Raw genomic sequence first — 23,244 nt, 5'->3', positions numbered from 1 at the left:
TCTCAGACACCGGCTCCCGCGGCGAAACGCTTGCCGAGGTCGTCCCAGTAGTCCAGGCCGACGGCGCGGAACAGCTCGCTCGGTGACCACTGATTGCCCGTATCGGTGTCTCCGGTACGCAGCGTCGCCAGGGCGGTGTCGACCGCGTCGGCCGCCGCGCCGAACGCCAGGCCGGGCGCGATCACGATCGAGTAGCCGGCACTTTGCAGCGATTCCAGCGACATCGGCGGTGTCTTGCCCCGCGGTACCAGGTTGAACAGCGTCGGCTTCGAAAACAGTCCGGGGATCTGCGTGATCTGTTCGGCGGTCTGCGGCGCCTCGATGAAGATGACGTCGGCGCCCGCCTCGACGTACTTTTCGGCGCGTGCGACGGCGTCGTCGAACCCGAGGGATGCGAGCGCGTCGGTGCGCGCGATCACCAGCATCCGATCGTCGGTACGGGCCTCTGCCACGGCTTCGATCTTTCGCTGAAAGTCCTCCGGCGCAATGACTTCCTTGGAGTCGAGGTGCCCGCACTTCTTGGGGAACAGCTGGTCCTCCAGTTGGATCGCCGACACCCCGGCACGTTCGTACAGCTGAACCGTCCGCACCGCGTTGATGATGTCCCCGAATCCGGTATCCGCGTCGGCGATGAGGGGTACGTCGCCGAGCACACCGGTCAGCAGCGCGGCCCTGGCCGCCATCTCGCTCTGGCTGGTCAGGCCGAGATCCGGCAGTCCGAGCGATGAGGCGACCGCAGCGCCGGACATGTACGCCGCGTTGAACTCCCGACGCCGCACGAGTGCCGCGGTCAGTCCGTCGTACACGCCGGGGGCCACCGTGAGCGTGCCGGATTCGATCTGCTCAATGAGCTTGCGACGAGCTTCCACTTATCCGTCTCCTAATTTCTCGTGCCGTTGCTGTCGTCCGTGTCGAGCGCGCATGGATAACTGCCCAGATAACCGAGGACCAGCGACAACTCGCGGGCCGCCTCGAACACCATCGCGCCGAGCTCTTCGGCGCGCGCTTCACCCATCCGGAAAGACGGTCCGCCGATGGTCATGGAGCCGATCAGCCCGCCGGCGTCGAGCACCGGCGCGGCAACCGAGTTCAGCCCCTCCTCGCGCTCGCTCTGGGCGTACGCCCAGCCCCGGTCCCGGATCAGCTCCAGCTCTTCGGCGAGCTTCGCGCGGGTGGTGATGGTTCCGCTGGCGAGCTTCTTGAGGCGTTTGGGGTCGGGCCGCTGATCGCTGAAGGCAAGAATCACCTTGCCGCCGGATCCGGCGTGCAACGGCAGCGTCTGACCGATCTCGGTGTGGAACACGATCGACTTCTTCGACGAGCAGTTGTTGATCACGTACCGGCAGTCGTTGTCCAGCAAGGCGAGTCCCGTCGACTCGCCGGAGCGATCCCGCAACTCGGCGAGGATCGGCGTCGATGCCTCCACCAGATCGGATGCCGCCTTGGCCACCTCGGCCCAGCCGACGAACCGCAGTGACAGCCGGTACCCGCGCCGGTCCTGGCTCAGCACGCCGCGGTCGACGAGGGACCGTAGTAGCCGGTTGGTCGTGGTGGGCGGAAGTCCAGTGCCCTCGCGGATCTCGGCGGCGGTCGCCACCGGCTCATCGACTGAGAAGCAGCTCAGCACGCTGACGAACCGGTCCAGCATCTGACCAGATGTCTCTCGTTCAACCAAGGGCTCACTCCAACCACTGAGTGGTTTGTCACAACCACTGAATGGTGAGTGATTCAACGGCGCGCACAGCGATCTGTCAAGACCTGAAGGCGGTACCGAATGCCCGGTTCATCGCGGTTGTGTGGGTTCGCCGAAAACGCCACGAACGCAGCGCACGGTCACTACCATCGCGGGTCGTCAACGTGCCGTATCGTACCGTGAACCATCCGTCGCGCATCGGATTCCGTGCCGAGGCAGTGCGCGTCCACACTTGTGGCACTGGTGAATTCAGTGGTGCAAGGGGGCCGCCAGGGGCGGTTCAGGACTCGGTCGCCGCAGACGATGCGGGAGAGCCCCCGAACTCCTCGCTCGCCTGCCGAGCGGCGCGGACGACGGCTGCGGAGAAGTCCGCCGACCGCGGGTCCACGCGGAAGCTCGGCCCGGAGATACACATCGCGGCGAGGGGAACGCCGCCGCTGTCGACGATCGGCGCGGCGAAGCGAGTGACCTCGTCTCCCGCATCGTGCCCCGCCCACCCCCGATCGCGGGCTTCGTCGAGCTCGCGCTCGATCGCCGCGAGGTCGGCGGAGGAGAACTCGATGTTCGCCGCAGCCGCAGAAAGCGCGAGCGCGCGCAACCGCTCGTCCCGCCCGAGGAGGGCGAGCGCCGCGCGTCCGGCCGCGGTCTCATGGACGAGCCGTTCCGACTTCGAGAGATTGGAGCGGACGACCCGGGACGAGGGGATGTAATCGGCGAAGTGCATGTGGCCGCCGTCGAGCACGGCGAGGTAGACCTCTTCGTCGAAATCCGCATGCAGCGCTTCGAGATGGGGCCGCGTGACCAGGATGAGGTCCTCGATGTCGGAGTATCCGGCCGCGAGCTGACTGAGTTTGCTCGTCAGCCGGTACCGGCGGTAGCCGTCCTGGCGGATGTAGCCGGCATCCCTCAGGAAGGCAAGGATGCGCGATGCGGTCGATTTGTCGAGAGCCGTCTCGACCGCGATCTCGGTGACGCCGATGCCGCGTCGACTGGACGATTGTGCAACCGCCTCAAGGACGGTGAGCCCGCGCAGGAGCATGTTCGAGGTGCCCGAGGTCGCGGATTGCCGCTCCTCCGCTTTTGTCATCGCGTCGCCGCCCTTTCCGAAAATGGGGTGTTGACAGCCTGCGCTCCTACCCATTTCAGCTGTCGGGCGGTATGGCCCAGCGGGTCGCGATCGCGATCGCGCTCAGCGGCGACCCCGACCTGCTCATCGCCGACGAGCCCACCACGGCGCTCGACGTGACCGTGCAGGCCGAGATCCTCGATCTGCTGCGGAGCCTGCAGGAGCGGATCGGGATGGGCCTGCTGCTCATCACCCACGACCTCGGCGTCGTGGCCGATATCTGCACCAAGACGATCGTGATGTACGCGGGTGAGATCGTCGAGGAGGCCGACGTCGCCGCGCTGTTCGAGGACCCTCGGCATCCCTACACGGCGGCATTGATGGCATCGACGCCGGTGCTCGACGCCGTCAGCGAACTCGAAGGCATACCCGGCCGCGTGCCGCTGCCCGCCGATTGGCCGGATCACTGCCGCTTCGCGGCGCGCTGCGACTTCGCGACCGACACGTGCCGCGCGGCGCCCATCCCGCTGCATCCCACGGTGGATGCACACACCGTGCGGTGCATCCGCACCAGCGAGCTGGAACTGCATCCGCCCGTCCTCGCCGGTGCCGCCGTCGGTGCGTCGGAAGAAGTCGAACGATGAGCGAACAGTCCCGTCACGAACTGCTGGAAATCACCGACCTGAGGGTCGCGTACCGCGGACAACGCCGTCGGCTCAAGCGCGTCATCGACGGTGTCGACCTGGCGGTCGGGGAAGGCGAGACCGTCGGGCTCGTCGGCGAATCCGGATCGGGCAAGTCGACGATCGGTCGAGCGGTGCTCGGCCTCGCACACGTCGAGACCGGGTCGATCGTCCTCGACGGCCGCGATATCGCGCACCTGTCCCGGCGGCGCCGGGCGCGGCTCGCCGAGGACCTTCAGGTCGTCTTCCAGGACCCCTACAGCTCACTGAACCCCGCCATGCCGATCGGGCGGATTCTTCGAGAGCCGCTCCAGGTGACGAAGCGGATGACCGAGAAGGAGGCTTCGCAGCTGGTCCACGACCTGCTCGCCCGGGTTTCCCTGCCGCGCGATGCCGCGGGGCGCTACCCCAGCTCGTTCTCGGGCGGGCAGCGCCAGCGGATCGCGATCGCCCGCGCGTTGTCGACCGGCGCGAAACTCATCGTCTGCGACGAGTCGGTCAGCGCCCTCGACGTGTCGACACAGGCGCAGATCATCAATCTGCTCAAGCGCCTCCAACGCGAGCTCGGCGTCGCCTACCTCTTCATCTCGCACGACATCGCCGTGGTCCAGAACATCTCCGACCGCATCGTCGTGCTCTATCGCGGTCGGATCATGGAGCAGGGTCCCGCCGACCGCGTCAGCCGCACCCCGCTGCACCCCTACACGCGTGCGCTGCTGGACGCCGCGCCGATCCCCAACCCGACGCTGCAGCGGCAGAAGCGTCAGTCGCGACTGCACGCGGCACCGGCGCAGGGCACCGACAGCGGAGATGTGGAGGTCGACGCGTGTCCGTTCGCCCGCCGCTGCCCGCTCGCGGAGGCCGTGTGCTTCGACCGGCGCCCGATCGCCGTCGAGCGCAACGGCGTCACTGTCGCATGCCATCTGTACGACCCGGAGGCGGGCCACTCCCGCGCCGGTACACCCGTCGCTGCCACCGCGGCCCATCAAGGAAAAGGAAAAGAACATGCGCATCGAACCGTCTGAGGCCGAGGCCCGGGCATTGACACCGCTGTGGGACGGAGAGCGCTTCGCCAACGGGCGTCCCCGGGTCAGCGATGAGGTGCTCGAACGCCTCCGCGGTATCAGCGTCGAGCAGGCATGGAAGCCGTTGCGGCACGCGGGCTACGAGCACCAGTTCGCCGGCGGCTTCGCCGAGACCAGCCCCGGCCGGTCGTTCGTCGGCCGAGCCGTGACGGCCCAGTTCCTGCCGTTCCGTCCGGATTTCGATCAGGTCGTGCTCGACGCGGGACGGGGCGAGGAACGCTCGGGCGGCGAGGTGGTCAAACAGAACTGGTGGGTCGTCGAGGAGCTGCAACACGATGACGCGATGGTCGTCGACCTCTTCGACAAGATCGAGGGTGGCACGTTCGTCGGCGACAACCTGGCAACGGCCGTCGCGACGCGGACCGGGACGGGTGCCGTCATCCAGGGCGGCATCCGCGACGCGGCCGGAATCTCCGAGCTCGATATCAACATCCTGCACCGCGGATCCCACCCGACGGGCATCGCCGATCTCACGATCGCGGGCCTCAACATCCCCGTCCGCATCGGCGGCGTGACCGTCCTGCCGGGAGACGTCGTCCTCGCCACGGGCCACGGTGTCATGTTCATCCCGCCGCACCTCGCCGAGACGGTCGCCGCGCACAGCGAAGACACCCGACTGCGCGACATCTTCGGCAAGTCCCGGCTCACCGATCGCACGTACACCAGCGCCGAGATCGACATCCCGCGTTGGGGAGACGCTGTGCAGGCCGACTTCGAGGCGTGGAAACAGTCCGAACAGCATGCGACCCGTTGACGAAAAGCACAACGACGAAAGGAATCTGACATGATCGACGCGGAGCTGGAGAATCTCGTCAACACCGGGACGCGATCGAGCGCGCTGCGGATCACCGATGTGCGGATTGCGAAGCTCGCGGGCGTTCCGATGCGGCACACGATCATCCGCATCGACACCAACCAGGGCATCGTCGGATGGGGTGAGGCGCGCGACCAATCGAGCGCGAGCTTCGTCCTGATGCTCAAGAGCCGTCTGGTGGGCGAGAACCCGTGCAACGTCGAGAAGGTCTTCCGCCGCATCCGGCAGTTCGGTGGGCCGGGTCGTCAGGGCGGCGGCGTCTCCGGCGTCGAGATGGCCCTGCTCGATCTCGCGGGCAAGGCGTACGATATTCCCGCCTACATGCTCGCGGGCGGCAAGTACCGCGACGAGATCCTGGTCTACGCCGACACCGTCGAGCAGAAAGACCCCGAGGCGATGGGCCGCAAGCTCCTTGACCGTCAGGCGCGCGGCTTCAAGATGCTCAAGATGGACATCGGGCTTTCGCTGATCTGGGACGTCCCTGGCGCCGTCATCGCCAATCCGCGCGAGCGCTCGCGGCGCCCGAAGGACCTGCCGTTCACCATGCATCCCTTCACGGGCACGCACATCACCCCGATCGGCGTCGACTACATCGCCGACTACGTGCGGCGCGTCCGCGACGTCGTGGGTTACGAGCTGCCGATCGCGGCCGACCACTTCGGCTACATGGACGTCAACTCGTGCATCCGGCTCGGACGCGCGCTCGAACCGTATGCGCTCGAATGGCTCGAGGACATGATCCCGTGGCAGTTCACCCAGCAATGGCGCCAGCTGACGGAGTCGATCGCGACGCCGACATGCACGGGCGAGGACATCTACCTGGCCGAGGGTTTCAAACCGCTCTTCGACGCCCAGGCGATCCGCGTCGCCCACCCGGATCCGGCGTCGGCGGGCGGGATCCTGGAGACGAAGAAGATCGGCGACCTCGCTCAGGGGTACGGGATCCCGATGGCGTTGCATCTCGCGGCGACGCCGATCGCGACGATGGCGTGCGTCGCGATCGGTGCCGCGACCGAGAACTTCCTCGCGCTGGAGTTCCATGCGGCCGACGTGCCGGATTGGGGCTCACTCGTCACGGGGCTCTCCGATCCGATCATCGTCGACGGCTACATCTCCGTGCCCGAGGCGCCGGGTCTCGGCTTCGGCGATATCTCCGAGGAGGTGTTCGTGCGCTATCTCGACCCGGAAGACCCCCAGTTCTTCCCGGAGAGCGGCGCCTGGGATCGCGAGTGGAGCTACGACCGCCAATGGGGCTGATGCGATGAGGTTCGCCGAGAGCTGATTCGGCGGTAGTGGTCGCGGCGGCGTTGGTTGTCGGACCCTCCTGCTTTGATGGGGTCATGTCATCGGCTGCACCATCTTTGGGCTCACGAGTGAGCCCGACTGAGCGGCTCGAGATGCTGTTCGGGGAGCTGTCGGAGTTGGCCGGGCAGCGCAACGCGATCGACGGGCGCGTCGCTGAGATCGTGGCCGAGATCGACCACGACGAACTCTGGGGTGCCACGGGTGCGCGGTCGGTCTCGGCGCTGGTGGCCTGGAAGACCGGTACCTCACCGCACAACGCCGAAACGGTCGTGGCGGTCGCGCGCCGGCTCGAAGAGTTCCCCCGCTGCGCGGCCGCCCTCCGCGAGGGCCGCTTGTCCCTCGATCAGGTCGGTGTCATCGCCGAGCGGGCGGCCGACGGATCCGACGAGCACTACGCCGAACTCGCCGCCAGCGCGACCGTCAGCCAGCTGCGCGCCGCGGTGAAGCTCGAACCGCGACCCGAACCCGAGTCCGGACCCGAGCCGGAGCCGCCGCGGTCGATCACCAAGACCACCGACGAGCAGTCCACCACCTGGCGCATCACCCTGCCGCACCATGAGGCAGCCATGGTCGGCGCCGCCCTGCAGTCCCATCAGGACGCCCTGGTCGCCGAGTGGAAACGCGACCACACCGATGGGGACGCAGTCTCCGAGCACGCACCCCCGTTCCCCGACACCGTCGATGCGTTCATGAGTCTGGTCGAGGCGGGGTGGGACAGCGATGTCGAGCGGCGCCCGCACGGTCAGCGCACCACCGTCGTCGTCCACCTCGATCTCGAAGCACGCGTCGCAGCACTGCATCTGGGTCCCCTGTTGACCGACGACGAACGCCGCTACCTGATCTGCGACGCCACCTGTGAGGTCTGGTTCGAACGCCACGGCCAACCCATCGGGTCCGGACGCGAGACCCGACAGATCAGCCGCCGCCTACGCCGCGCCCTCGAGCACCGCGACCGGTGCTGCGTGGTACCGGGGTGTGGCGCCACCCGCGGATTGCACGCTCACCACATCCGGCACTGGGAGGACGGCGGCCTGACCGAACTCGACAATCTCGCACTGGTGTGTCCCTTTCACCACAGGGCCCATCACCGCGGTGTCATCACCATCACCGGACCCGCCGCACACCTTGCGGTCACCGACAACACCGGCAGACGATTGGATGCGGGGTCCCTGGCCCGCCCGCCAACCACACCCCTGCCGTTGGTTCCCCCGTATCGCGGCCCCACCGGGGAGCGCGCCGACTGGTGGTGGTACCAACCATTTCAACCCGAATCACCGCCAACGATCAACTAGGAGCACTTCGTTAGGTGCTACCGGCCGCGATAGGGCGGTCTGGACGAAACCCGTCCGGCGGCACCGAAGAATCCAAATCACGGGCCACCTTTTCATCAGCCCACCGACGGTGGAATGGTATCTGAGCAAGATCTTCGCCAAACTCGGCGTGCCGTCCGTCACGAGTTGAGGCGACGCGGATAGTGCCCAACCTCCGCATCGGTACGGATCGCCGTATCACAAGGGTGAATCACCCCAGCCAGAGCCGGCCACCAGATCGGTGAACTTGACTGAAGGCGCGCCATTAACACGCGCTGCTGGCGATATCCCGGCGCTGAATGGCGATGCCGCCGCTATGCCGGGCATCGAAATCGGTCAAGGATCGTCGTATGCATGCTCAGATTGTGTTGTTTGACGGTTTCGATCCTCTCGATGTGGTCGCCCCCTTCGAGGTGTTGGCCTTCGGCGGCGAGCTTCTCGGTGGTGAATTGATCGTGGAATTGGTTTCTGCTGAAGGTCCCCGTGAGGTCGTCAGTGGAACTCTCGGGCTGTCGCTGAAAGCCACCAACCGACTCGATCCCGCTAAACCGGGCTACATCGTGGTGCCCGGCGCGGTCGGTCCGATCGAGGGTGACCCCGACGAAGTGGACACGATCCCGGTGCTGTTGGCGAGATTCGTTGACACTGCCGCGGTCTCTTTGATCCGCCAGGCGTTGGCGAACCCCGATATTGCTGTAGCGACGGTCTGCGGCGGCTCATTGGCATTGGCGATGGCCGGTTTGATCGACGGCCGGCACGCCAACACCCACCACCTCGGCGTCGATGTCCTCGAAGCAACCGGGGCTATCCCGGTCGCCGCCCGGGTGGTCGACGACGGGGATCTGATCTCCGCAGGTGGGGTGACATCGGGTCTGGATCTGGCGCTCTACCTTCTGCGGCGCAGCTATGGTCCTCGAATCGCGTTGGCCGTAGAAGCGATGTTCGCTTTCGAGAGCCGCGGGACAGTGTGGGCCAACGCCGGCCGAGTGCCCCAGGCGGTGTGAGAGTGAGTGTCCTGGGTGAGTGGGATGTGAACATCAAGACGCCCGTCGGTTCATTGCAGATCGTCTACCGGTTCTATGCCCACGACGGTGTGCTCGGCGGCGAGGCGGCCGGGACCAATGAAACTGTGCCGTGCACAGACATTGTCGCCATGGAGTGCACGGAAGGCCACCGGGTGCGCTGGCGTCAGACCGTCACCAGGCCGATGAAGTTGAACCTGGAGTTTGACGTACTGGTCGAGGGCGACCAGCTTGGCGGGTCCGCTCGGGCCGGACGCCTGCCGCGCTCTACCGTCACCGGCACACGCCGCCGTTAGCGCCACCGTTCGAACGGCCGATGCTGGCGCACGTGGCGAATCAAGCCGTTGCCGACCTTTGCCGATCATGTATCGACGGCGAATCCCCTAGACCGGCGTCGTCGCCGAATGCGCGCTCTGCGAACGTATTGCGGTAGGCCTGGGGTGCGACTCCGCTGAGCCTGCGGAACTGCTCACGAAAGTTGGCTGCCGACGTGAACCCCACGTCGCGGCCGATCCGCTCAACGCCACGCGACGTGCGCTCGAGTAGTTCCTGGGCGTGGCGGATACGCACGCCAGTGACCCACTGCATGGGCGTCTGGCCGGTCTCGGCCTGAAAGCGGCGATTTAGTGTGCGCACACTCATCGCGGCATAGTCGGCGATAGCGGACAAAGTCAATTCACGGTGGGCGTTCTGCTCTATCCACGCCAACACATCGTCGAGTTGCGTTCTCCCGCCGATGGCGTTGGCCGGCAGCTGGTTCCGGATGATGAACTGCGCCTGACCACCACTACGATGAAGCGGCGCCACGGCAAGTTTGGCGGCGTTGGCGGCGGCAGCGGCTCCGTAATCGCGTTGCACCATGTACAAGCAGAGGTCCAACCCTGCCGATGCGCCCGCAGAAGTCAGGATCTGCCCTTCATCGACATAGAGGACGTCGGAATTGAGATCGATGGCGGGATAGTTGATGCGGAACATGTCCGCCGCCGCCCAGTGCGTGGTGGCGCGTTTCCCATCCAACAGGCCGGCGGCAGCGAGCGTGAACGCACCAGTGCAGATCGAGGCAACCGTTGCCCCAGCCGCGTAGGCGGCGCGTAGAGCAGTGACGATTTCGACGGGAATGTCCGTGAGGACCGGTTCACAGCCGGGAACGATGATGGTGTCCGCGTCCGCCAATGCTTCAAGGCCGTGATCGGCGGCGATACGCAACGGGCCCGCCGGCACGAGCGGTTCGGTGCCGCACACCTGAATCTGATATCCATTGGTGCCGTCAGCCAGTCGAACCCGTCCAAACACCTCGACGGGAGTGCTCAAGTCGAAGGCAACGACCTCGGGTACGGCCAAGACGGCAACTCTGCGCATAGGGACACGGTAGCGCAGTAGTGGCAAATTTAACCATCGCCGCTGGAATATTGCCATCTGCTGTGTCGGGCGAGACCTGGCCTCTTATCCCGCACTCTTGTCGATGTCGCCAATATCTCGGCGATCATTGGCCCGCACCGCGATGGTCACCAGTGTGGTGGGGCACTACCGTTTGAGTTGTCTTGGCGCAGAAAGGATGTACCGGCCGGCAAGCTCAACTCATCCGGCGGCGTCGGCGTTCAACACGCTCGTCCGCACAGGCGACTGCCAGATAATGAAGGAGCAAGTATGACTGGAGTTGAGCCGTACGGCCGGCTGCAGTACCGAGCGATCAATGGTAGGCAGATGGCATACATCGACGAGGGCCACGGTGATGCCATCGTGTTCCAGCACGGCAACCCAAGCTCGTCGTACCTCTGGCGCAACGTGATGCCACACCTGGAGGGTCTGGGCAGACTGATCGCCTGCGATCTCATCGGGATGGGCGCCTCAGACAAGATTGGGCCAACCAACACCGGAACCGGGTGGCCGGCATCGTGCACATGGAAACCGTTTCCGTACCGATGAATTGGAGCGATTTTCCGGAAGAGGTCGCGGCGATGTTCCGCAAGTTCCGCTCACCTCAGGGAGAGGCGATGGTGCTCGACAACAACGTCTTCGTCGAGAGCGTGTTGCCGTCCATCGTGATTCGCACCCTCAGCGACGAAGAGATGAATCAATACCGTCAACCCTTCCTCAATGCGGGCGAGGATCGGCGTCCCACACTGTCGTGGCCGCGCGACGTTCCGCTCGCCGGCGAGCCGGCCGAGGTTGTCGCGGCGTTCGTGCGCAGTCACCGGGGTGAGCGGATAGGCAGTCGACCTGTGACTCAACCTTAGCTCGGGTGCGCTATGTGGCATCTGTTCACTCCCACACAACATCTTCCGGCCCCTTATCAGGGCGCAACCCGCGCCAACTCGGTTGGCGCAGCCGGTCATCGGAGGTGCGTTCGCTGTAACGCACCTCCCCCACCAACTCTGGGCGGACGAAGGTGACCCCCTTCGCGTCGAGCTTGGGAAGCGGTGCGGCGAACGGTGATTCGTCGGTGTGCAGCGGTTCGAGCTTCTTTTTGAGCTTGGCTAGTTCCTTCTCGGTGAACCCGGTGCCGACCCGGCCGGCGAACTGCAGCCCCTCGGGTCCCGGCACCCCGAGCATGAGCGCACCGATACCGCTGGACCGGCCGCCCTCGCCCTGGCGCCAGCCACCGATCACCACCTCCTGGGTGTTCCAGATCTTGTCCTTGATCCAGGAGGCCGAGCGGCGGCCGGGCTGGTAGGTGGAATCCCGCTTCTTGGCGACGACCCCCTCGAAGCGCCGCTCCCGGACGTGGGCCATGGCCTGCGGACCGTCGCCAGGCAGCAGTTCGGGCACGATCAGCCCGCCGCCGTCGGCCAGTGTCTCCAGCAACCGGCGCCGGTCGGAGTATTTGGCCCGCAACAACGATCGGCCGTCCAGCCACAGGATGTCGAACGCCCAGAATTCGACGCGGGCCGATCGGGCCCGGTTCTGCATCTCGCCGAAGCTGGGCACCCCGGACTCGTCGAGCGCCACCACCTCACCGTCGAGGACCACGTGATGCTCGGCGAGGTCGGCGGCGAGCGCTTCCAATTGCGGATACTCGCCGGTGACGTCGCGCCCACTGCGCGCCCGCAGCCGCATCCGCCCGTGGTCGGCATCGACGATCAGCCGGTACCCGTCCCATTTGCCCTCGAACGCCCACTGCCCTGACTTGAGCTTGGCCACCGAACCCTCGGTTGCCAGCATCGGTGCGAAATCATTTGGCTGGTAGGTCTTCTGGTCCTTCATCCGGTGGGCGAGCCAGTTCTTGCCGTCGGTCTGGATCAACGCGTAACGCCCGTCGATGCGGCTGCCGTGCAGGGTGACGATGACCTCACCGCCCTTGGCCGGGCCGTCGGGCGGATTGTCCCGGAACTTCTCGGTCTCATACGTGCCGTGGTCCCACACGATCACCTTGCCACCGCCGTACTCGCCCTTGGGAATCGAACCCTCGAACGTCGCATACTCCAGCGGGTGGTCCTCGGTGTGCACCGCGAGACGGTTCTCCGCTGTGGTCTCGGGCAGGTTCTTGGGTACCGCCCAGCTCACCAGCACGCCGTCGCGTTCCAGCCGGAAGTCGTAGTGCAGCCTTCGGGCGTGGTGCTCCTGGATGACGAACGTGTTGTTTTCGCCTGCCTCGGGCCGCCGATACGGGACCGGTTCCGGTGTCACGGCGGCGTCGCGCATGCTGCGGTACGTGGTGAGTTTATCCGCAACGGGCGCGCCTGGATCGAGCTCGGCCAGCAGGTCGCCGGACTCGGAAACCCGTTGCAGCACTTCGCCGAAACGCAGTTGGCTCAGCTCAGGATCGGCGATCTCGTCCCAGGTGCGCGGCGCGGCCACGGTCGGTGCGTCACGCCCGCGCAGCGAGTACGGGGCGATGGTGGTCTTGGAGCCGCTGTTCTGGCTCCAGTCCAGGAACACCTTGCCGGCCCGCACGCTGCGGGTCATGGTCGCGGTCACCAGCTTCGGCATCGACTGTTCGAGCTGCTGGGCCACCCGGCGCGCCAGCACCGAGGCCCCGTGTGAGCTGATCGGCTGCGCCAGCGGGACATACAGGTGCACGCCCTTGCTCCCGCTGGTCAGCGGATACGTCGTCAACCCGATATCGGCCATCAGGTCACGTACCGCCCGCGCCACCTCACCCAGTTCGCGCATCCTCACCCCGTCGCCCGGATCGAGGTCGAAGACGATCCGGGTGGCCGGCCCCGGCTCACCCCGAGGGGTGAACCGCCACTGCGGCACATGCACTTCGAGCGAGGCCTGCTGGGCGATCCAGGCCAGTCCCTCGCGGGTGTCGACGACCGGGTAGGTCGTGGTCCCCGATTTATGCGCGATCGTGCCCGTGGCCAGCCAGTCCGGGGCCGAGGACGCGAGTTGCTTCTCGAAGAACGACGCCTCGGCCACCCCGTTGGGCCAGCGTTTGCGGGTCACCGGCCGCCCGGCGATATGCGGCAGCATGACCTCGGCGATGGCCAGGTAGTAGTCGAAAACCTCCGCTTTGGTGGTCCGGGTGGCCGGGTAGAGCACCTTGTCGGGGTTCGTCAGGCGCACCCGCTCGTAGCGCTCCATGACTAGACGGTATCGCCCGCTGGTCCCGCTCAGGTCCGACCGATGCGCCGTACCTAGTCGCGGCCTGTGATCCCCGTCATGTGTTGTAGGTCACACTTGGTTGTGTAATCGGCAATATTGGATGCAATATCGACTGCACAACCGTAAGACAACACGTCCAAATCCTCCGCGGCGCCCGTGGATTCCATGCGAGAAGTCAAGGTGAGTCGGTATATGAAGCGGTCGACGGCGATGGGTGCGGCGGTCGTCGCGATCCTGTGCTCGATCTCGGCTTGTCAGCCTCCGCCCGGTGTCACCGGTGCGGCGGCACACAACGACGGAGGGGCCGTCAAGATCGGATGGATCTCTTCCCTGACCGGGCCACTGTCGGCGGCAGCGGCCGCGGAGAACCGCGGCGTGCGGTTCGCGGTACAGCAGATCAACGAGCAGGGCGGCATTGACGGACGCAAGGTGGAGCTCACCACCCGCGACACCCAAGGTGACCCGACCAAAGCGGTGAACGCCGCCAAGGAACTCACTCTGCGCGAGGGCGTCGACTTCATCATCGGGCCGGTCAACTCCGGTGAGTCCGTGCCGGTCACCCCCGTGCTTGCGCGGTCGCATACGCCAAACATGGTGATCGCCACGGTCGACTCACTGACCGATCCAGAGAAATATCCCCTCGCGTTCCGGGTCATACCCACCAACGAGCAATGGGTGACCGCGGCCAACGACTACGCCATGAAAGACCTCGGCCTCAACAGGGTCGCGATCCTGGCCGACTCCACCGGATACGGCACCACAACAGCCGACCAGGCGAAGAAACTTTTCACCGCGTCCGGCGGAACGGTCACCTACACGGGCCTCATCGACATCGACCAGACCGACGTCACCTCTGACGTCGCCAAGGCGCGCGCGTCGGGCGCCCAGGCGATCCTGGTGTGGTCGGCGTCCAGCGGCCTCAACGCGCGGATTATCAACGCCCGCGCGGCGATCGGCTGGAAGGCTCCCATCCTGGGTCATCCGGCGCTCGCCGCAGGGGACACCGGGAAGCTGCTGACCAACAGGAGCAACTGGGGCGGTGTGTACGCCGTCGGTTACCGCTCGATGAGCCGGGACGAAGAGCAACGGCTACCCGCGTCGACGAGCAAGTTCGTCGCCGATGCCGGACGCTCGGTCCTCGGTGAAGACATCAACTACACCCTCTGGTGGGTCGCGATGGGCTACGACGCGGTGCAGGTCATCCGCCACGCTGTCGAGAAGGCCGGCGGCACCGACCGCGACGCCGTACAGGACGCATTGACCCAAACACGCGACCTCCCTGGAGTTTTCGCCACTTACTCGTGGTCCGTCAACGACCGGAACGGAATATCACAGAACCAGGTGGTGATGAACGAAGCCGATTCGTTCGACAGAGGCACCTTCCGATTGGCCCCAGGATATTGACCTACTCGACGCCGCAAGCCGACCACAGGCGAATCTCACTCGGAAAGGACGCGTTCGCCACCTCATGCTCAAATCGCTGCTGGTAGCCGGGATTGCGATGGGCAGCGTTTATGCGCTCGTCGGGATCAGCTACAACCTGATGTACAACACATCCAAGGTGGTCAGCCTCACCTCGGGCCAGTTCGCGATGGTGGGCGCCGTCGCCGGTGCCTACCTCGTGAGTGACCTTGACCTGAACCCGGCGGCGTCCCTGGTTCTCGTCCTGGTCATCGGAATGCTCGCGGGATGCCTCACCGAAGTGATCGCTGTCCGCCCGGTACTCAAGCGTATCGACACCCATCTGTATGTGCTGAGCACTCTGGCACTGGCCCTCATCGTCGAGGAGGCGGTGGCGTTGTGGTGGGGGACCGAGCCGCGTCCGTTCCCACGGTTGCTGGAGAACGTCGATCTCGGCGTTGGCTCGGCTTACTGGCTTCCGGTCCTGGCCCTGATCGTCGTCGTTGCGGCGCTGACGCTGCTCAATCGACGCACGCTGGTCGGCCGCGCCTTCCTTGCGATAGCCGAGGACTCAACGGCCGCACGCGCTCTCGGGCTGCCCGACCGGGCGGTCCGGATGGGCGGGTACATGCTCGCGGGTGTCGTCGGCGCCCTCGCCGGTTTCGTCGGCGGACAACTCACCTACGCCTATTTCTCCATCGGCGTTCTGCTTGTCGTCAACGGGTTCGTCGCGATCGCGATCGGCGGTCTCGGCGACAATCGCGGCGCGGTAATCGGGGGGCTCGTTCTCGGGGTGGCCGAACAGGTCGCCAATTACCTCTTCGGTGGCGGGTACAAGGGCGTGACGGTGTTCCTCATCCTGATGGCGGCACTGCTGGTGCTGCCCAACGGAATCTTCGGCAAAGCGGAGGCACGTCGGGTATGAGTACGAAAGCGATCCCACCGGGCCTGGCCCGCCTGTTTGCGACACGGCGGCAGGGCGGCGCCTGGGCTGGTGCCCTCCTGGCGGTGCTGGTCATCCTGCCGTTGGTGGTGCCGAACGCTTACTGGACGGTCATCGCGACCCAGGTCGTGATCTTCTGGATTCTGGTGACGGGGCTCAACCTCGTCGTCGGCTATGCGGGACAACTCTCGGTCGGACATGTCGGGCTGCTTGCCGTCGGGGCATACGCGGCGTGCACCGTCTCCGAGAACTTCGGGGTCGGCGCGTTCGCCGCGGTAGCCGTCGCCGCCGTCGTCGGACTGCTGGCCGGCTTGCTCATCGGACTCCCCGCCCTGCGGTTGCGCCGCTTCTACTTCGCCATGCTGACACTTGCTTTCGCCACGATCGTCGCCCAGCTGGCGGTCGTATGGCGTCCGATCACGGGCGGCGGGACCGGTATCGAGGCGCCTGTGTTCCCGGCGCCGTTCGACATTCCCGGCGGCTTTTACTGGATGTGCCTGGCCTTCGCGGCACTCGCGACGTACCTCACCTGGTGCTACGCCGGGACCAACAACGGCCGGGCGCTGGTGGCGATCCGCGACGCCGAAGTCGCCGCCGAAAGCCTTGGTGTGCGCGTGTTCCGGCTCAAGCTGGTGACGTTCGGGTTCAGCGGGCTTCTGGCGGGAGTGAGCGGCGCACTGTATGCCTCCGTGCAGACCTATGTGACGCCAGAGGCATTCAACTTCGATCTGTCGATGCTGTTCTTCACCTGCGTACTGCTCGGCGGCAGGGGGCGGGTGTTCGCGCCCTTCGCCGCGACGGTCGTCCTCGTCATGCTGCCCGAACTGGTCGACTCCCTGGAGGAGTACGCAGCCTTCTTCTATGCGGCGCTTCTGCTCCTGGTCGTTCTGCTGCTGCCAAACGGAGTCGGTGGCCTGCTCGACCGCTTCAGGGAACGGTTCATGGAGGCGGCACCCGCCGATCCGATAGCCCAGCCCCGCGGGGTCGGCGGTCTCTGGGACGAGGGGCGCGATCACGCGGAGACCCTGTCGGTGACCGCCGCGGTCAAGGAGTTCGGTGGCGTACGCGCTCTTGGCGGTGTGGACCTCACGTTGCGCCCCGGTACCGTCCACGGCCTCATCGGCCCGAACGGCAGCGGTAAGACGACGCTGCTCAACACACTGTCCGGTTTCCACGTCTTGGACTCCGGCAGCGTCCGGATCGGCGACCGGGAGATCACCCGCTGGTCGCCGCAACAGCGGGCACGCGAAGGGATCGCCCGGTGCTTCCAGACCCCGCGACTGCCTGGGGCGCTCACCGCGCTGGACAACGTGAAGCTGGGCGGTTACCGCACAGCCGAGACGACGAGCGTCGAATCGTTCACCGGGCTCGGCCGGGTCCGCGCGCGGGAAGCCAAGCTGGACAAGGCCGCCCGCGCGGCACTGCACGCTGTCGGGCTGGAGCACGTCGCAGACATCACCACCGAGCAGGTCCAGCACAGCAGGCAACGTTTCCTCGAGATCGCCAGGTGCCTGGTAGAAAAGCCGCGTTTCCTGTTGCTGGACGAGCCCGCCGCGGGGCTGTCCAAGGATGAGATCGACAAGCTGCGCGACTTGATCAAGAGCATCGCGGCGGCGGGCACCGGTGTGCTGCTGGTCGAGCATCACACTGATCTGGTCTTCGCGTGCTGCGATGAGCTGACCGTGCTCAATTTCGGTGCGGTTCTCCGGCAGGGCAGCCCGGAGGACGTGCGCGCCGACACCAAAGTCGTCAACGCCTACCTCGGAGTCTGACCACGATGAGCACAAACACGTTGTTGGAAGTGAAGGACCTGTGCGCGGGCTACGGAAAGATCCGCGTGCTGCACGAGGTCTCCATGAAGGTCGACGCCGGGGAAGTCGTCGCGCTTCTCGGCCCCAACGGGGCGGGCAAGACCACCCTGCTGGCAGCCATGTCCGGCCTGCTGGACGACATCGACTCCGGGACAGTACTTCTGGACGGCAAGGATGTCACCGGGGCCGGCCCGCGCGCGATGGTCAAGTCCGGGCTGCTCCAGATCATCGAGGGCCACCGGGTGTTCGGCGATCTGACCGTGGAGGAGAACCTTCTGCTCGGAACGTTCGGTTTCAGCCGGTCGGATCGGACCGTCGCACTGGACCGGGCCTACGAGCGGTTCCCGGAACTGACCGACAAGCGGCGAGCGAAAGCGGGTCAGCTCAGCGGCGGGCAGCAGCAGATGTTGGTGATCGCCATGGGACTGGCCCGCGGCCCGCGGATCATTCTGCTGGACGAACCCTCCGCCGGGCTGGCGCCGGTGCTGGTGGACCGGATCCTGCATATCGTCCGCGACCTCAGCGAGGAGGGCCTGGCCGTCATCGTCGTCGAGCAACTGGTCGAGAAGGTCCTCACCGCCGCGGACCGCGCGTATGTGCTGGCCCAGGGTTCCATCACCTACAGCGGCCGCGCCGACGCGCTCTTCGGCGACGGTGAGCTCAAACGCGCATATCTGGGCTGACCACTCATATAACCATCGGTAGAAGGAGGACAACGAGTGCCCTTTATCAGCGTCGAAATTTTGGAAGGCCGTACCAGGGAGCAACGTAGCGAGTTCGCCGAATCGGTGACCCAGGCGGCCGTGAAGTCGCTTGGTGCGCAACGGGATCAGGTACGTATCCGGTTCATCGAACTCCATCCCGACGACCTGGCCCGCGGCGGAGTGCTGATATCCGACAACACCGCCGCCCGGACGACCACCTCAGGGGAGAACTCATGATCGACTCGATCACCACGCACCACATCTCGCTTCCGCTCGAACGCGAGCTGCGCACCGCCATCCATCGCATCAACAGCATCGAGAACGTGCTCGTCGAGATCTCTTCAGAAGGGTTGCGCGGCATCGGCTACGCGTTCACCTTCAACAAGACCCAGGCGCATGCCGTGCGGCACATGGTGCACGATCTGGCCGAGTCTCTCGTCGGTGCGGACGACCGATCGGTGCGTGCGCACTATGGTGCGATGGCGATGCAGCTCAACTTCACCGGCAACGCGGGAATCGGCATGCTCGGGCTCAGCGCCCTCGACACCGCACTGTGGGACCTGCATGCGCGCCGCGCCGACATGCCCTTGTTCCGGCTGCTGGGTGGCGACCGTACCGCCCTGCCGGTGTACGCAACCGGCGGTTGGACCTCCTACCCCGTCGATCAACTCGTCGAGGAGGGACTTGCCTACCGGGAACGCGGCTACCGCTACTACAAGATCAAAATCGGCATGCCGGACTGGCGCGACGACGTGGAGAGGGTCCATCAGTTGCGCTCGGCGCTCGGTGACGAGATGCGCCTCCAGGTCGACGCCAACCAGGCATGGAACCGGTTGGACGCACTCAACGCCGGACGCGCATTCGAGGAGGCCGGCGTGCACTGGTACGAGGAGCCGATCAGCGCCGCGGACATCGAAGGCTCGGCCGAGCTCGCCCGCACCCTCGACGTTCCGATCGCGACCGGCGAGACCGTGCACGGACTCGCCGGGTTCCGCGCGCTCGTCGAGGGAGGCGCCGCCGATGTGCTGATGCCCGACGTCATGCGGGTCGGCGGGGTAACAGGGTTTCTGGAGGTGGCCGGGTTCGCCGCCGCGCATCACCAGGTCGTCTCCTCGCACACTTTCACCGAGGTGAGCGCCCACATCATGGCCTCCCTGCCGAACGCCACGTTGGTCGAGCACATCCCCGGCTGGTGGGATCGGATGTTCGAGGACGCACCCGAAGTGACCGGCGGCGACATTCACCTCACCGAGCGTTCGGGTCTCGGCTTCACCTTCTCCGAAGCCACCGTGAAGGAATTCGCGCAGAGCGAGCCTTACACGATCCGACCCGGGACATGACCGGGCAGTCCGGTCACCGCACCAGCGTGGTGGCCCCGCCGATGGTGGCCGCGAGGTGCGCGGGGACCTCCGCCCGATGCTCGTCCAGCAGGCGCTCAAGCTCGGACAGGTCGTGACGGCGCAGCGCCTCGATGATGTCGGCGTGCTCGCGCACCACCCGTTCCCTGGCCACTTGTTCGAACAGATAGAACGAGCGATACGCCTCGCTCATCGACCAGACCCGACGCAGCTCGCGTAACACGAGGTCAAGGCCCGATGCCCCCAGGATGGCGAAGTGAAACTCGTGGTTGAGGCGGCGCAGGGCGAGCACGTCGCCCGACTGCGCGGCCTCGGCCATCAGCTTGTTCAGCTCGGTCAGCTCGGCGATGTGCTCGTCGGTCGGTTCGGGTATCCGCCGCACCACCTCCGACTCCAGGGCCCGCCGCATCAGGTACGCCTGGTCGAGCTCGGCGGCGGTGAGGCGTTTGACCGTGTAGCCAACGTTGCGTTCGTGGTGCAGAACGCCCTCGCTCTGCAAGATGCCGAGGGCCTCACGGACCGGGGCACGGCTGACGCCGAGGCGTTCGGCGAGAGCCTCCTGACGCAGTGGCTGGCCGGGGAGCAGCTCCATCGAGGTGAGCATGTCGTGGATCTGTGAGACCACGCGCATGGTGGCCCCGAGACCGGGGCGGGAGGTCCGCTCGGAATCAATAGCCATGGTGCACCTTCCCAGCCTCAGGGACGGCCCGGTGCCGCACCCGAGTCGTCATCGTATTGAGCGAACCGCCTGACGAGGGGTTACCGGCGTCGGACGCTCCCCCGATTGTGACATAGCAGGCATCTTGACATGACAAACTTGGAGCCTTTATCGTCTAACGAAATTGGATGCAATCCGAAGCGCTGCGCTCCGGTGACGAAGTCACCCGAGGGACGGAGGAGCCGAATTGGCGAAGACGCACGGCGGTGACGTGCTTGCCCGCGCGCTGCGCGAAGAGGGGGTCGATACCGTCTTCACCCTCTGCGGTAACCACACCCTGAAGGCGTATCAGGGCTTGCACGATGCGGACATCACGCTCGTGGACACCCGGACGGAAGCGGGTGCGGTGATGGCCGCCGACGCCTACGCGCGAGCCACCCGCCGACCGGCGGTGGCCCTGGTCACCGGGGGTCCCGGCCACACCAACGCGCTCACCGGGCTGATCACCGCACACGCTTGCGACAGCCCGGTCGTGCTACTGAGCGGGCAGGTGGACCTGCACCTCAAGGGGCGCGGTGCCCAGCAGGAGATCGACCAGGTCGGCAGCGCCGCGCCGCTGTGCAAGTGGGCCCGCGAGGTGACCGACGTCAACGAGCTCGCACCACTGCTGCACGAGGCATTCACCGAGGCCATGAGCGGGATCACCGGAGCCGTGCACCTCAGCATTCCGGCCGACGTCCTGGCCGACGTACCGGACGAAGCGGCACCGGCGGCGCGGCACCGGGCCGCTGCCGACACGCAACCCGATCCAGCCATGGCGAAGCAGGTCGCTGACATCCTGGCAACGGCCCGGCGTCCGGTCGTGATCGCGGGCACCGGCGCCTACATGGCCCGATGCGAGCAGGCGCTGCAACGCCTGCTCGATATCAGCGGGATACCCCTGTTCACCGTGGACCAGGCCCGCGGCATGATCGCCGATGACGCACCCGGCGTGCTCGGCTACGCAGATCCGTCCCTCAACAGGGTGGCGCGAGAGATCGCACGCGCCGATGTCGTACTGCTGCTGGGCAAGCGGTTGGACTTCAGACTGCGCTTCGGCGAGCCATCGGTGATCGCCGCGGACGCGACCCTGATCGACGTGCATGCCGTCGGCGCGGAGACCGACGCGAACAGGGCACGGGAAATCTCGATCGGCACCGACATCGGGGCCTTCATCGCTCGTCTCGCAGATGAGGCCCGGTCCCGCAGCTGGGACCACCGCTGGCGGGCCGAACTCGCGGCGTTGCCCCGGCTGCCCGACATCGAGGAGCCACCGGCCGGCGACGTTCTCGCCGGTCCGTTCCATCCGCTGGCGGTGTCCCGGGCCATCCGCGCTGCGCTGCCCCACGACGCCGCGATCGTCCTGGACGGTGGTGACTTCGTGCAGTGGTGCCGCAGCGACCTGACGGCGCCCGGCCCGGGCCGATGGCTGCGGCTGGGACCGATGAGCACCTGTGGTGCCGGGACTCCACTCGCGATGGGGCTCAAGCGGGCCGTACCGGAGAGACCCGTCGTCCTGATCACCGGCGACGGGAGCTTCGGCTACTACCTCATCGAGTTCGAGGCCGCCGCCCGGCAGGGGCTGCCGTTCGTGGCCATAGTCGGGCACAACAATGCGTGGGGCCTGGAGAACAACCTGCAGCGTGGCCTGTACGGCGAGGATTACGCACTGGCATCGGAACTGAGCGCGACGCGGTTCGACCGCGTTATCGCGGCGCTGGGCGGCTACGGCGAACGGGTCACCGACCTCCGGGACTTCGGCGCCGCCTTGCACCGCGCCCTGGACTCGGGACTTCCTGCCTGCCTTGAGGTTCCGGTCAACCGGACGCCCAGCCCGCTGACCGAGGCCGTGATCGCTCGGGGAGGTGAGGTCTGATGACTATTGGGCAAGGCCCTCTTGCCGGCGTCGAGATCGTCGATATGAGCACGACTTTCATGGGCCCGCTGTCGACGGCGATGCTGGCGCAGTGGGGCGCGAAAGTGATCAAAGTGGAGGCGCCCGGCGGCGACATCCTCCGCTACGTCGGTGATGTCAAGGAGATCGGCCTCGGTCCGGTTTTCCTCAACGCCAACCGCGGCAAGCGCAGCATCGTGCTCGATCTCAAGAACGAAAAGGGTATGCGGGCACTGGAAGGCCTTGTCGAGCGGGCCGATGTGTTCGTGCACAACCTGCGTCCGAAGACGGCACGCAAGCTCGACATCACACCCGAACGCATGCTCGGCATCAACGAACGGCTCATCCTGTGTGCGTACCGGGGGTATGCCGCAGGCGGGCCCTATGCGGAACGCGCCGCCTACGATGACGTGATCCAGGCCGCGTCCGGCCTCGCGGCAGTGCAGGGGAACGGCGCGGACCCCGCGTATGTCAAGTCCGCACTCGCTGACAAGACCATGGGTTTGTTCGGCGCGGCGGCCATCCTCGCCGCCCTGTACGGACGGCAGGAGACGGGCCTCGGACGCGCTATCGAGGTGCCGATGTTCGAATCGATGACCGCATTCACGCTGCTCGAGCAGCAGGGCGGGTTGGTCTACGACCCGCAACACGGCCAGTCCGGTTATGCGCGCACTGCCTCCCCCCAGCGCCGGCCGTGCCGCACCAAGGACGGCCACCTCGCCGTCATGCTGTACACCGACGATCAATGGTCGTCCTTCTTCGAGGCGATCGGCCGCCCTGTAATTGCGGCCCACCCCCGCTACCCCACCAAACGGGAGCCCACCAAACACAGCGACGAGCAGAACGGAAGAGCGGCGGGTAGGGAAAGAGTGTTTTGTGGCAAGGGTTGATATAGGGGGTGGCGGGATAA

At 66.2% G+C, this 23,244-nt stretch carries 22 protein-coding genes and 1 pseudogene; 17 read left to right on the top strand and 6 right to left on the bottom strand.

Annotation, left to right across the window (positions count from 1 at the left end):
- Positions 1 to 2 precede the first annotated feature (2 nt).
- The 3 genes from ACWDTP_RS05905 to ACWDTP_RS05895 all read right to left on the bottom strand — a co-directional run bounded on the left by ACWDTP_RS05905 (position 3) and on the right by ACWDTP_RS05895 (position 2,780).
- The gene (locus ACWDTP_RS05905) at positions 3 to 869 is read right to left on the bottom strand and encodes an isocitrate lyase/PEP mutase family protein (protein ID WP_450017527.1); all 867 of its coding nucleotides are present in this window, start codon (positions 867 to 869) and stop codon (positions 3 to 5) included.
- An 11-nt stretch (positions 870 to 880) separates the two neighbouring features.
- Complete coding sequence (locus tag ACWDTP_RS05900; protein ID WP_450017525.1) at positions 881 to 1,675, bottom strand: IclR family transcriptional regulator; 795 nt, start codon at positions 1,673 to 1,675, stop codon at positions 881 to 883.
- Positions 1,676 to 1,973: 298 nt separating this feature from the next.
- Positions 1,974 to 2,780, bottom strand: coding sequence for an IclR family transcriptional regulator (locus ACWDTP_RS05895; protein ID WP_450017523.1), 807 nt, complete (start codon positions 2,778 to 2,780; stop codon positions 1,974 to 1,976).
- Here ACWDTP_RS05895 and ACWDTP_RS05890 point away from each other — a divergent pair.
- The 8 genes from ACWDTP_RS05890 to ACWDTP_RS05855 all read left to right on the top strand — a co-directional run bounded on the left by ACWDTP_RS05890 (position 2,774) and on the right by ACWDTP_RS05855 (position 9,274).
- On the top strand, positions 2,774 to 3,403 hold the full coding sequence (locus ACWDTP_RS05890; protein ID WP_450017521.1) for an ABC transporter ATP-binding protein: 630 nt from the start codon (positions 2,774 to 2,776) through the stop codon (positions 3,401 to 3,403). The two genes, ACWDTP_RS05895 and ACWDTP_RS05890, sit on opposite strands and share 7 nt — an antisense overlap.
- On the top strand, positions 3,400 to 4,467 hold the full coding sequence (locus ACWDTP_RS05885) for an oligopeptide/dipeptide ABC transporter ATP-binding protein (protein WP_450017519.1): 1,068 nt from the start codon (positions 3,400 to 3,402) through the stop codon (positions 4,465 to 4,467). Before ACWDTP_RS05890 ends, ACWDTP_RS05885 begins: the two co-directional genes overlap by 4 nt.
- Positions 4,448 to 5,281 carry an RraA family protein gene (locus tag ACWDTP_RS05880; RefSeq protein WP_450017517.1) on the top strand — a complete coding sequence of 278 codons (834 nt, stop codon included), beginning with the start codon at positions 4,448 to 4,450 and terminating at the stop codon, positions 5,279 to 5,281. Before ACWDTP_RS05885 ends, ACWDTP_RS05880 begins: the two co-directional genes overlap by 20 nt.
- Before the next feature lie 30 nt (positions 5,282 to 5,311).
- The gene (locus ACWDTP_RS05875) at positions 5,312 to 6,598 is read left to right on the top strand and encodes a mandelate racemase/muconate lactonizing enzyme family protein (protein ID WP_450017515.1); all 1,287 of its coding nucleotides are present in this window, start codon (positions 5,312 to 5,314) and stop codon (positions 6,596 to 6,598) included.
- Between the two features lie 83 nt (positions 6,599 to 6,681).
- Positions 6,682 to 7,938 carry an HNH endonuclease signature motif containing protein gene (locus tag ACWDTP_RS05870; RefSeq protein WP_450017513.1) on the top strand — a complete coding sequence of 419 codons (1,257 nt, stop codon included), beginning with the start codon at positions 6,682 to 6,684 and terminating at the stop codon, positions 7,936 to 7,938.
- Positions 7,859 to 8,107 (top strand): LuxR C-terminal-related transcriptional regulator, encoded by a 249-nt coding sequence (locus ACWDTP_RS05865; protein WP_450017617.1) that lies wholly within the window; start codon positions 7,859 to 7,861, stop codon positions 8,105 to 8,107. Before ACWDTP_RS05870 ends, ACWDTP_RS05865 begins: the two co-directional genes overlap by 80 nt.
- A 199-nt stretch (positions 8,108 to 8,306) precedes the next feature.
- On the top strand, positions 8,307 to 8,960 hold the full coding sequence (locus tag ACWDTP_RS05860) for a DJ-1/PfpI family protein (protein WP_450017615.1): 654 nt from the start codon (positions 8,307 to 8,309) through the stop codon (positions 8,958 to 8,960).
- 2 nt (positions 8,961 to 8,962) lie between these two features.
- Positions 8,963 to 9,274 carry a hypothetical protein gene (locus tag ACWDTP_RS05855; RefSeq protein WP_450017511.1) on the top strand — a complete coding sequence of 104 codons (312 nt, stop codon included), beginning with the start codon at positions 8,963 to 8,965 and terminating at the stop codon, positions 9,272 to 9,274.
- A gap of 40 nt (positions 9,275 to 9,314) precedes the next feature.
- Here the strand turns inward: ACWDTP_RS05855 and ACWDTP_RS05850 are convergent, their stop codons facing one another.
- Positions 9,315 to 10,337: a GlxA family transcriptional regulator gene (locus ACWDTP_RS05850; RefSeq protein ID WP_450017509.1), complete on the bottom strand. Its 1,023-nt coding sequence runs from the start codon at positions 10,335 to 10,337 to the stop codon at positions 9,315 to 9,317.
- A 288-nt stretch (positions 10,338 to 10,625) separates the two neighbouring features.
- Here ACWDTP_RS05850 and ACWDTP_RS05845 point away from each other — a divergent pair.
- Positions 10,626 to 11,155, top strand: a pseudogene (locus ACWDTP_RS05845) (haloalkane dehalogenase); the annotation flags it as partial.
- An 85-nt stretch (positions 11,156 to 11,240) separates the two neighbouring features.
- Here the strand turns inward: ACWDTP_RS05845 and ACWDTP_RS05840 are convergent.
- A complete protein-coding gene (locus ACWDTP_RS05840; protein WP_450017507.1) occupies positions 11,241 to 13,505 on the bottom strand; it encodes an ATP-dependent DNA ligase in 2,265 nt (754 codons plus the stop codon).
- Positions 13,506 to 13,718: 213 nt separating this feature from the next.
- Here ACWDTP_RS05840 and ACWDTP_RS05835 point away from each other — a divergent pair, with 213 nt between their 5' ends.
- The 6 genes from ACWDTP_RS05835 to ACWDTP_RS05810 all read left to right on the top strand — a co-directional run bounded on the left by ACWDTP_RS05835 (position 13,719) and on the right by ACWDTP_RS05810 (position 19,725).
- A complete protein-coding gene (locus ACWDTP_RS05835) occupies positions 13,719 to 14,930 on the top strand; it encodes an ABC transporter substrate-binding protein (RefSeq protein ID WP_450017505.1) in 1,212 nt (403 codons plus the stop codon).
- A 64-nt stretch (positions 14,931 to 14,994) separates the two neighbouring features.
- Positions 14,995 to 15,852 carry a branched-chain amino acid ABC transporter permease gene (locus ACWDTP_RS05830; RefSeq protein WP_450017503.1) on the top strand — a complete coding sequence of 286 codons (858 nt, stop codon included), beginning with the start codon at positions 14,995 to 14,997 and terminating at the stop codon, positions 15,850 to 15,852.
- Positions 15,849 to 17,642, top strand: coding sequence for a branched-chain amino acid ABC transporter ATP-binding protein/permease (locus ACWDTP_RS05825; protein WP_450017501.1), 1,794 nt, complete (start codon positions 15,849 to 15,851; stop codon positions 17,640 to 17,642). The genes ACWDTP_RS05830 and ACWDTP_RS05825 overlap by 4 nt, the downstream gene beginning before the upstream one ends.
- 5 nt (positions 17,643 to 17,647) lie before the next feature.
- On the top strand, positions 17,648 to 18,364 hold the full coding sequence (locus tag ACWDTP_RS05820; protein ID WP_450017499.1) for an ABC transporter ATP-binding protein: 717 nt from the start codon (positions 17,648 to 17,650) through the stop codon (positions 18,362 to 18,364).
- Between the two features lie 36 nt (positions 18,365 to 18,400).
- A complete protein-coding gene (locus ACWDTP_RS05815) occupies positions 18,401 to 18,622 on the top strand; it encodes a tautomerase family protein (RefSeq protein ID WP_450017497.1) in 222 nt (73 codons plus the stop codon).
- Entirely contained in the window at positions 18,619 to 19,725 is a 1,107-nt protein-coding gene (locus ACWDTP_RS05810; RefSeq protein WP_450017495.1) for a mandelate racemase/muconate lactonizing enzyme family protein, read from the top strand. Before ACWDTP_RS05815 ends, ACWDTP_RS05810 begins: the two co-directional genes overlap by 4 nt.
- A gap of 13 nt (positions 19,726 to 19,738) precedes the next feature.
- On the opposite strand, the gene ACWDTP_RS05805 is transcribed toward ACWDTP_RS05810, so the two are convergent.
- Entirely contained in the window at positions 19,739 to 20,422 is a 684-nt protein-coding gene (locus ACWDTP_RS05805; RefSeq protein WP_450017493.1) for a GntR family transcriptional regulator, read from the bottom strand.
- 226 nt (positions 20,423 to 20,648) lie between these two features.
- On the opposite strand from ACWDTP_RS05805, the gene ACWDTP_RS05800 reads away from it, so the two are divergent.
- Together ACWDTP_RS05800 and ACWDTP_RS05795 are read left to right on the top strand one after the other, a co-directional pair.
- On the top strand, positions 20,649 to 22,316 hold the full coding sequence (locus ACWDTP_RS05800) for a thiamine pyrophosphate-binding protein (protein ID WP_450017489.1): 1,668 nt from the start codon (positions 20,649 to 20,651) through the stop codon (positions 22,314 to 22,316).
- On the top strand, positions 22,316 to 23,224 hold the full coding sequence (locus ACWDTP_RS05795; protein ID WP_450017487.1) for a CaiB/BaiF CoA transferase family protein: 909 nt from the start codon (positions 22,316 to 22,318) through the stop codon (positions 23,222 to 23,224). Before ACWDTP_RS05800 ends, ACWDTP_RS05795 begins: the two co-directional genes overlap by 1 nt.
- Positions 23,225 to 23,244 lie beyond the last annotated feature (20 nt).

The organism is Mycobacterium sp. NPDC003449, from assembly GCF_053588415.1.
This window is presented reverse-complemented; position numbering and strand designations above follow the sequence as displayed.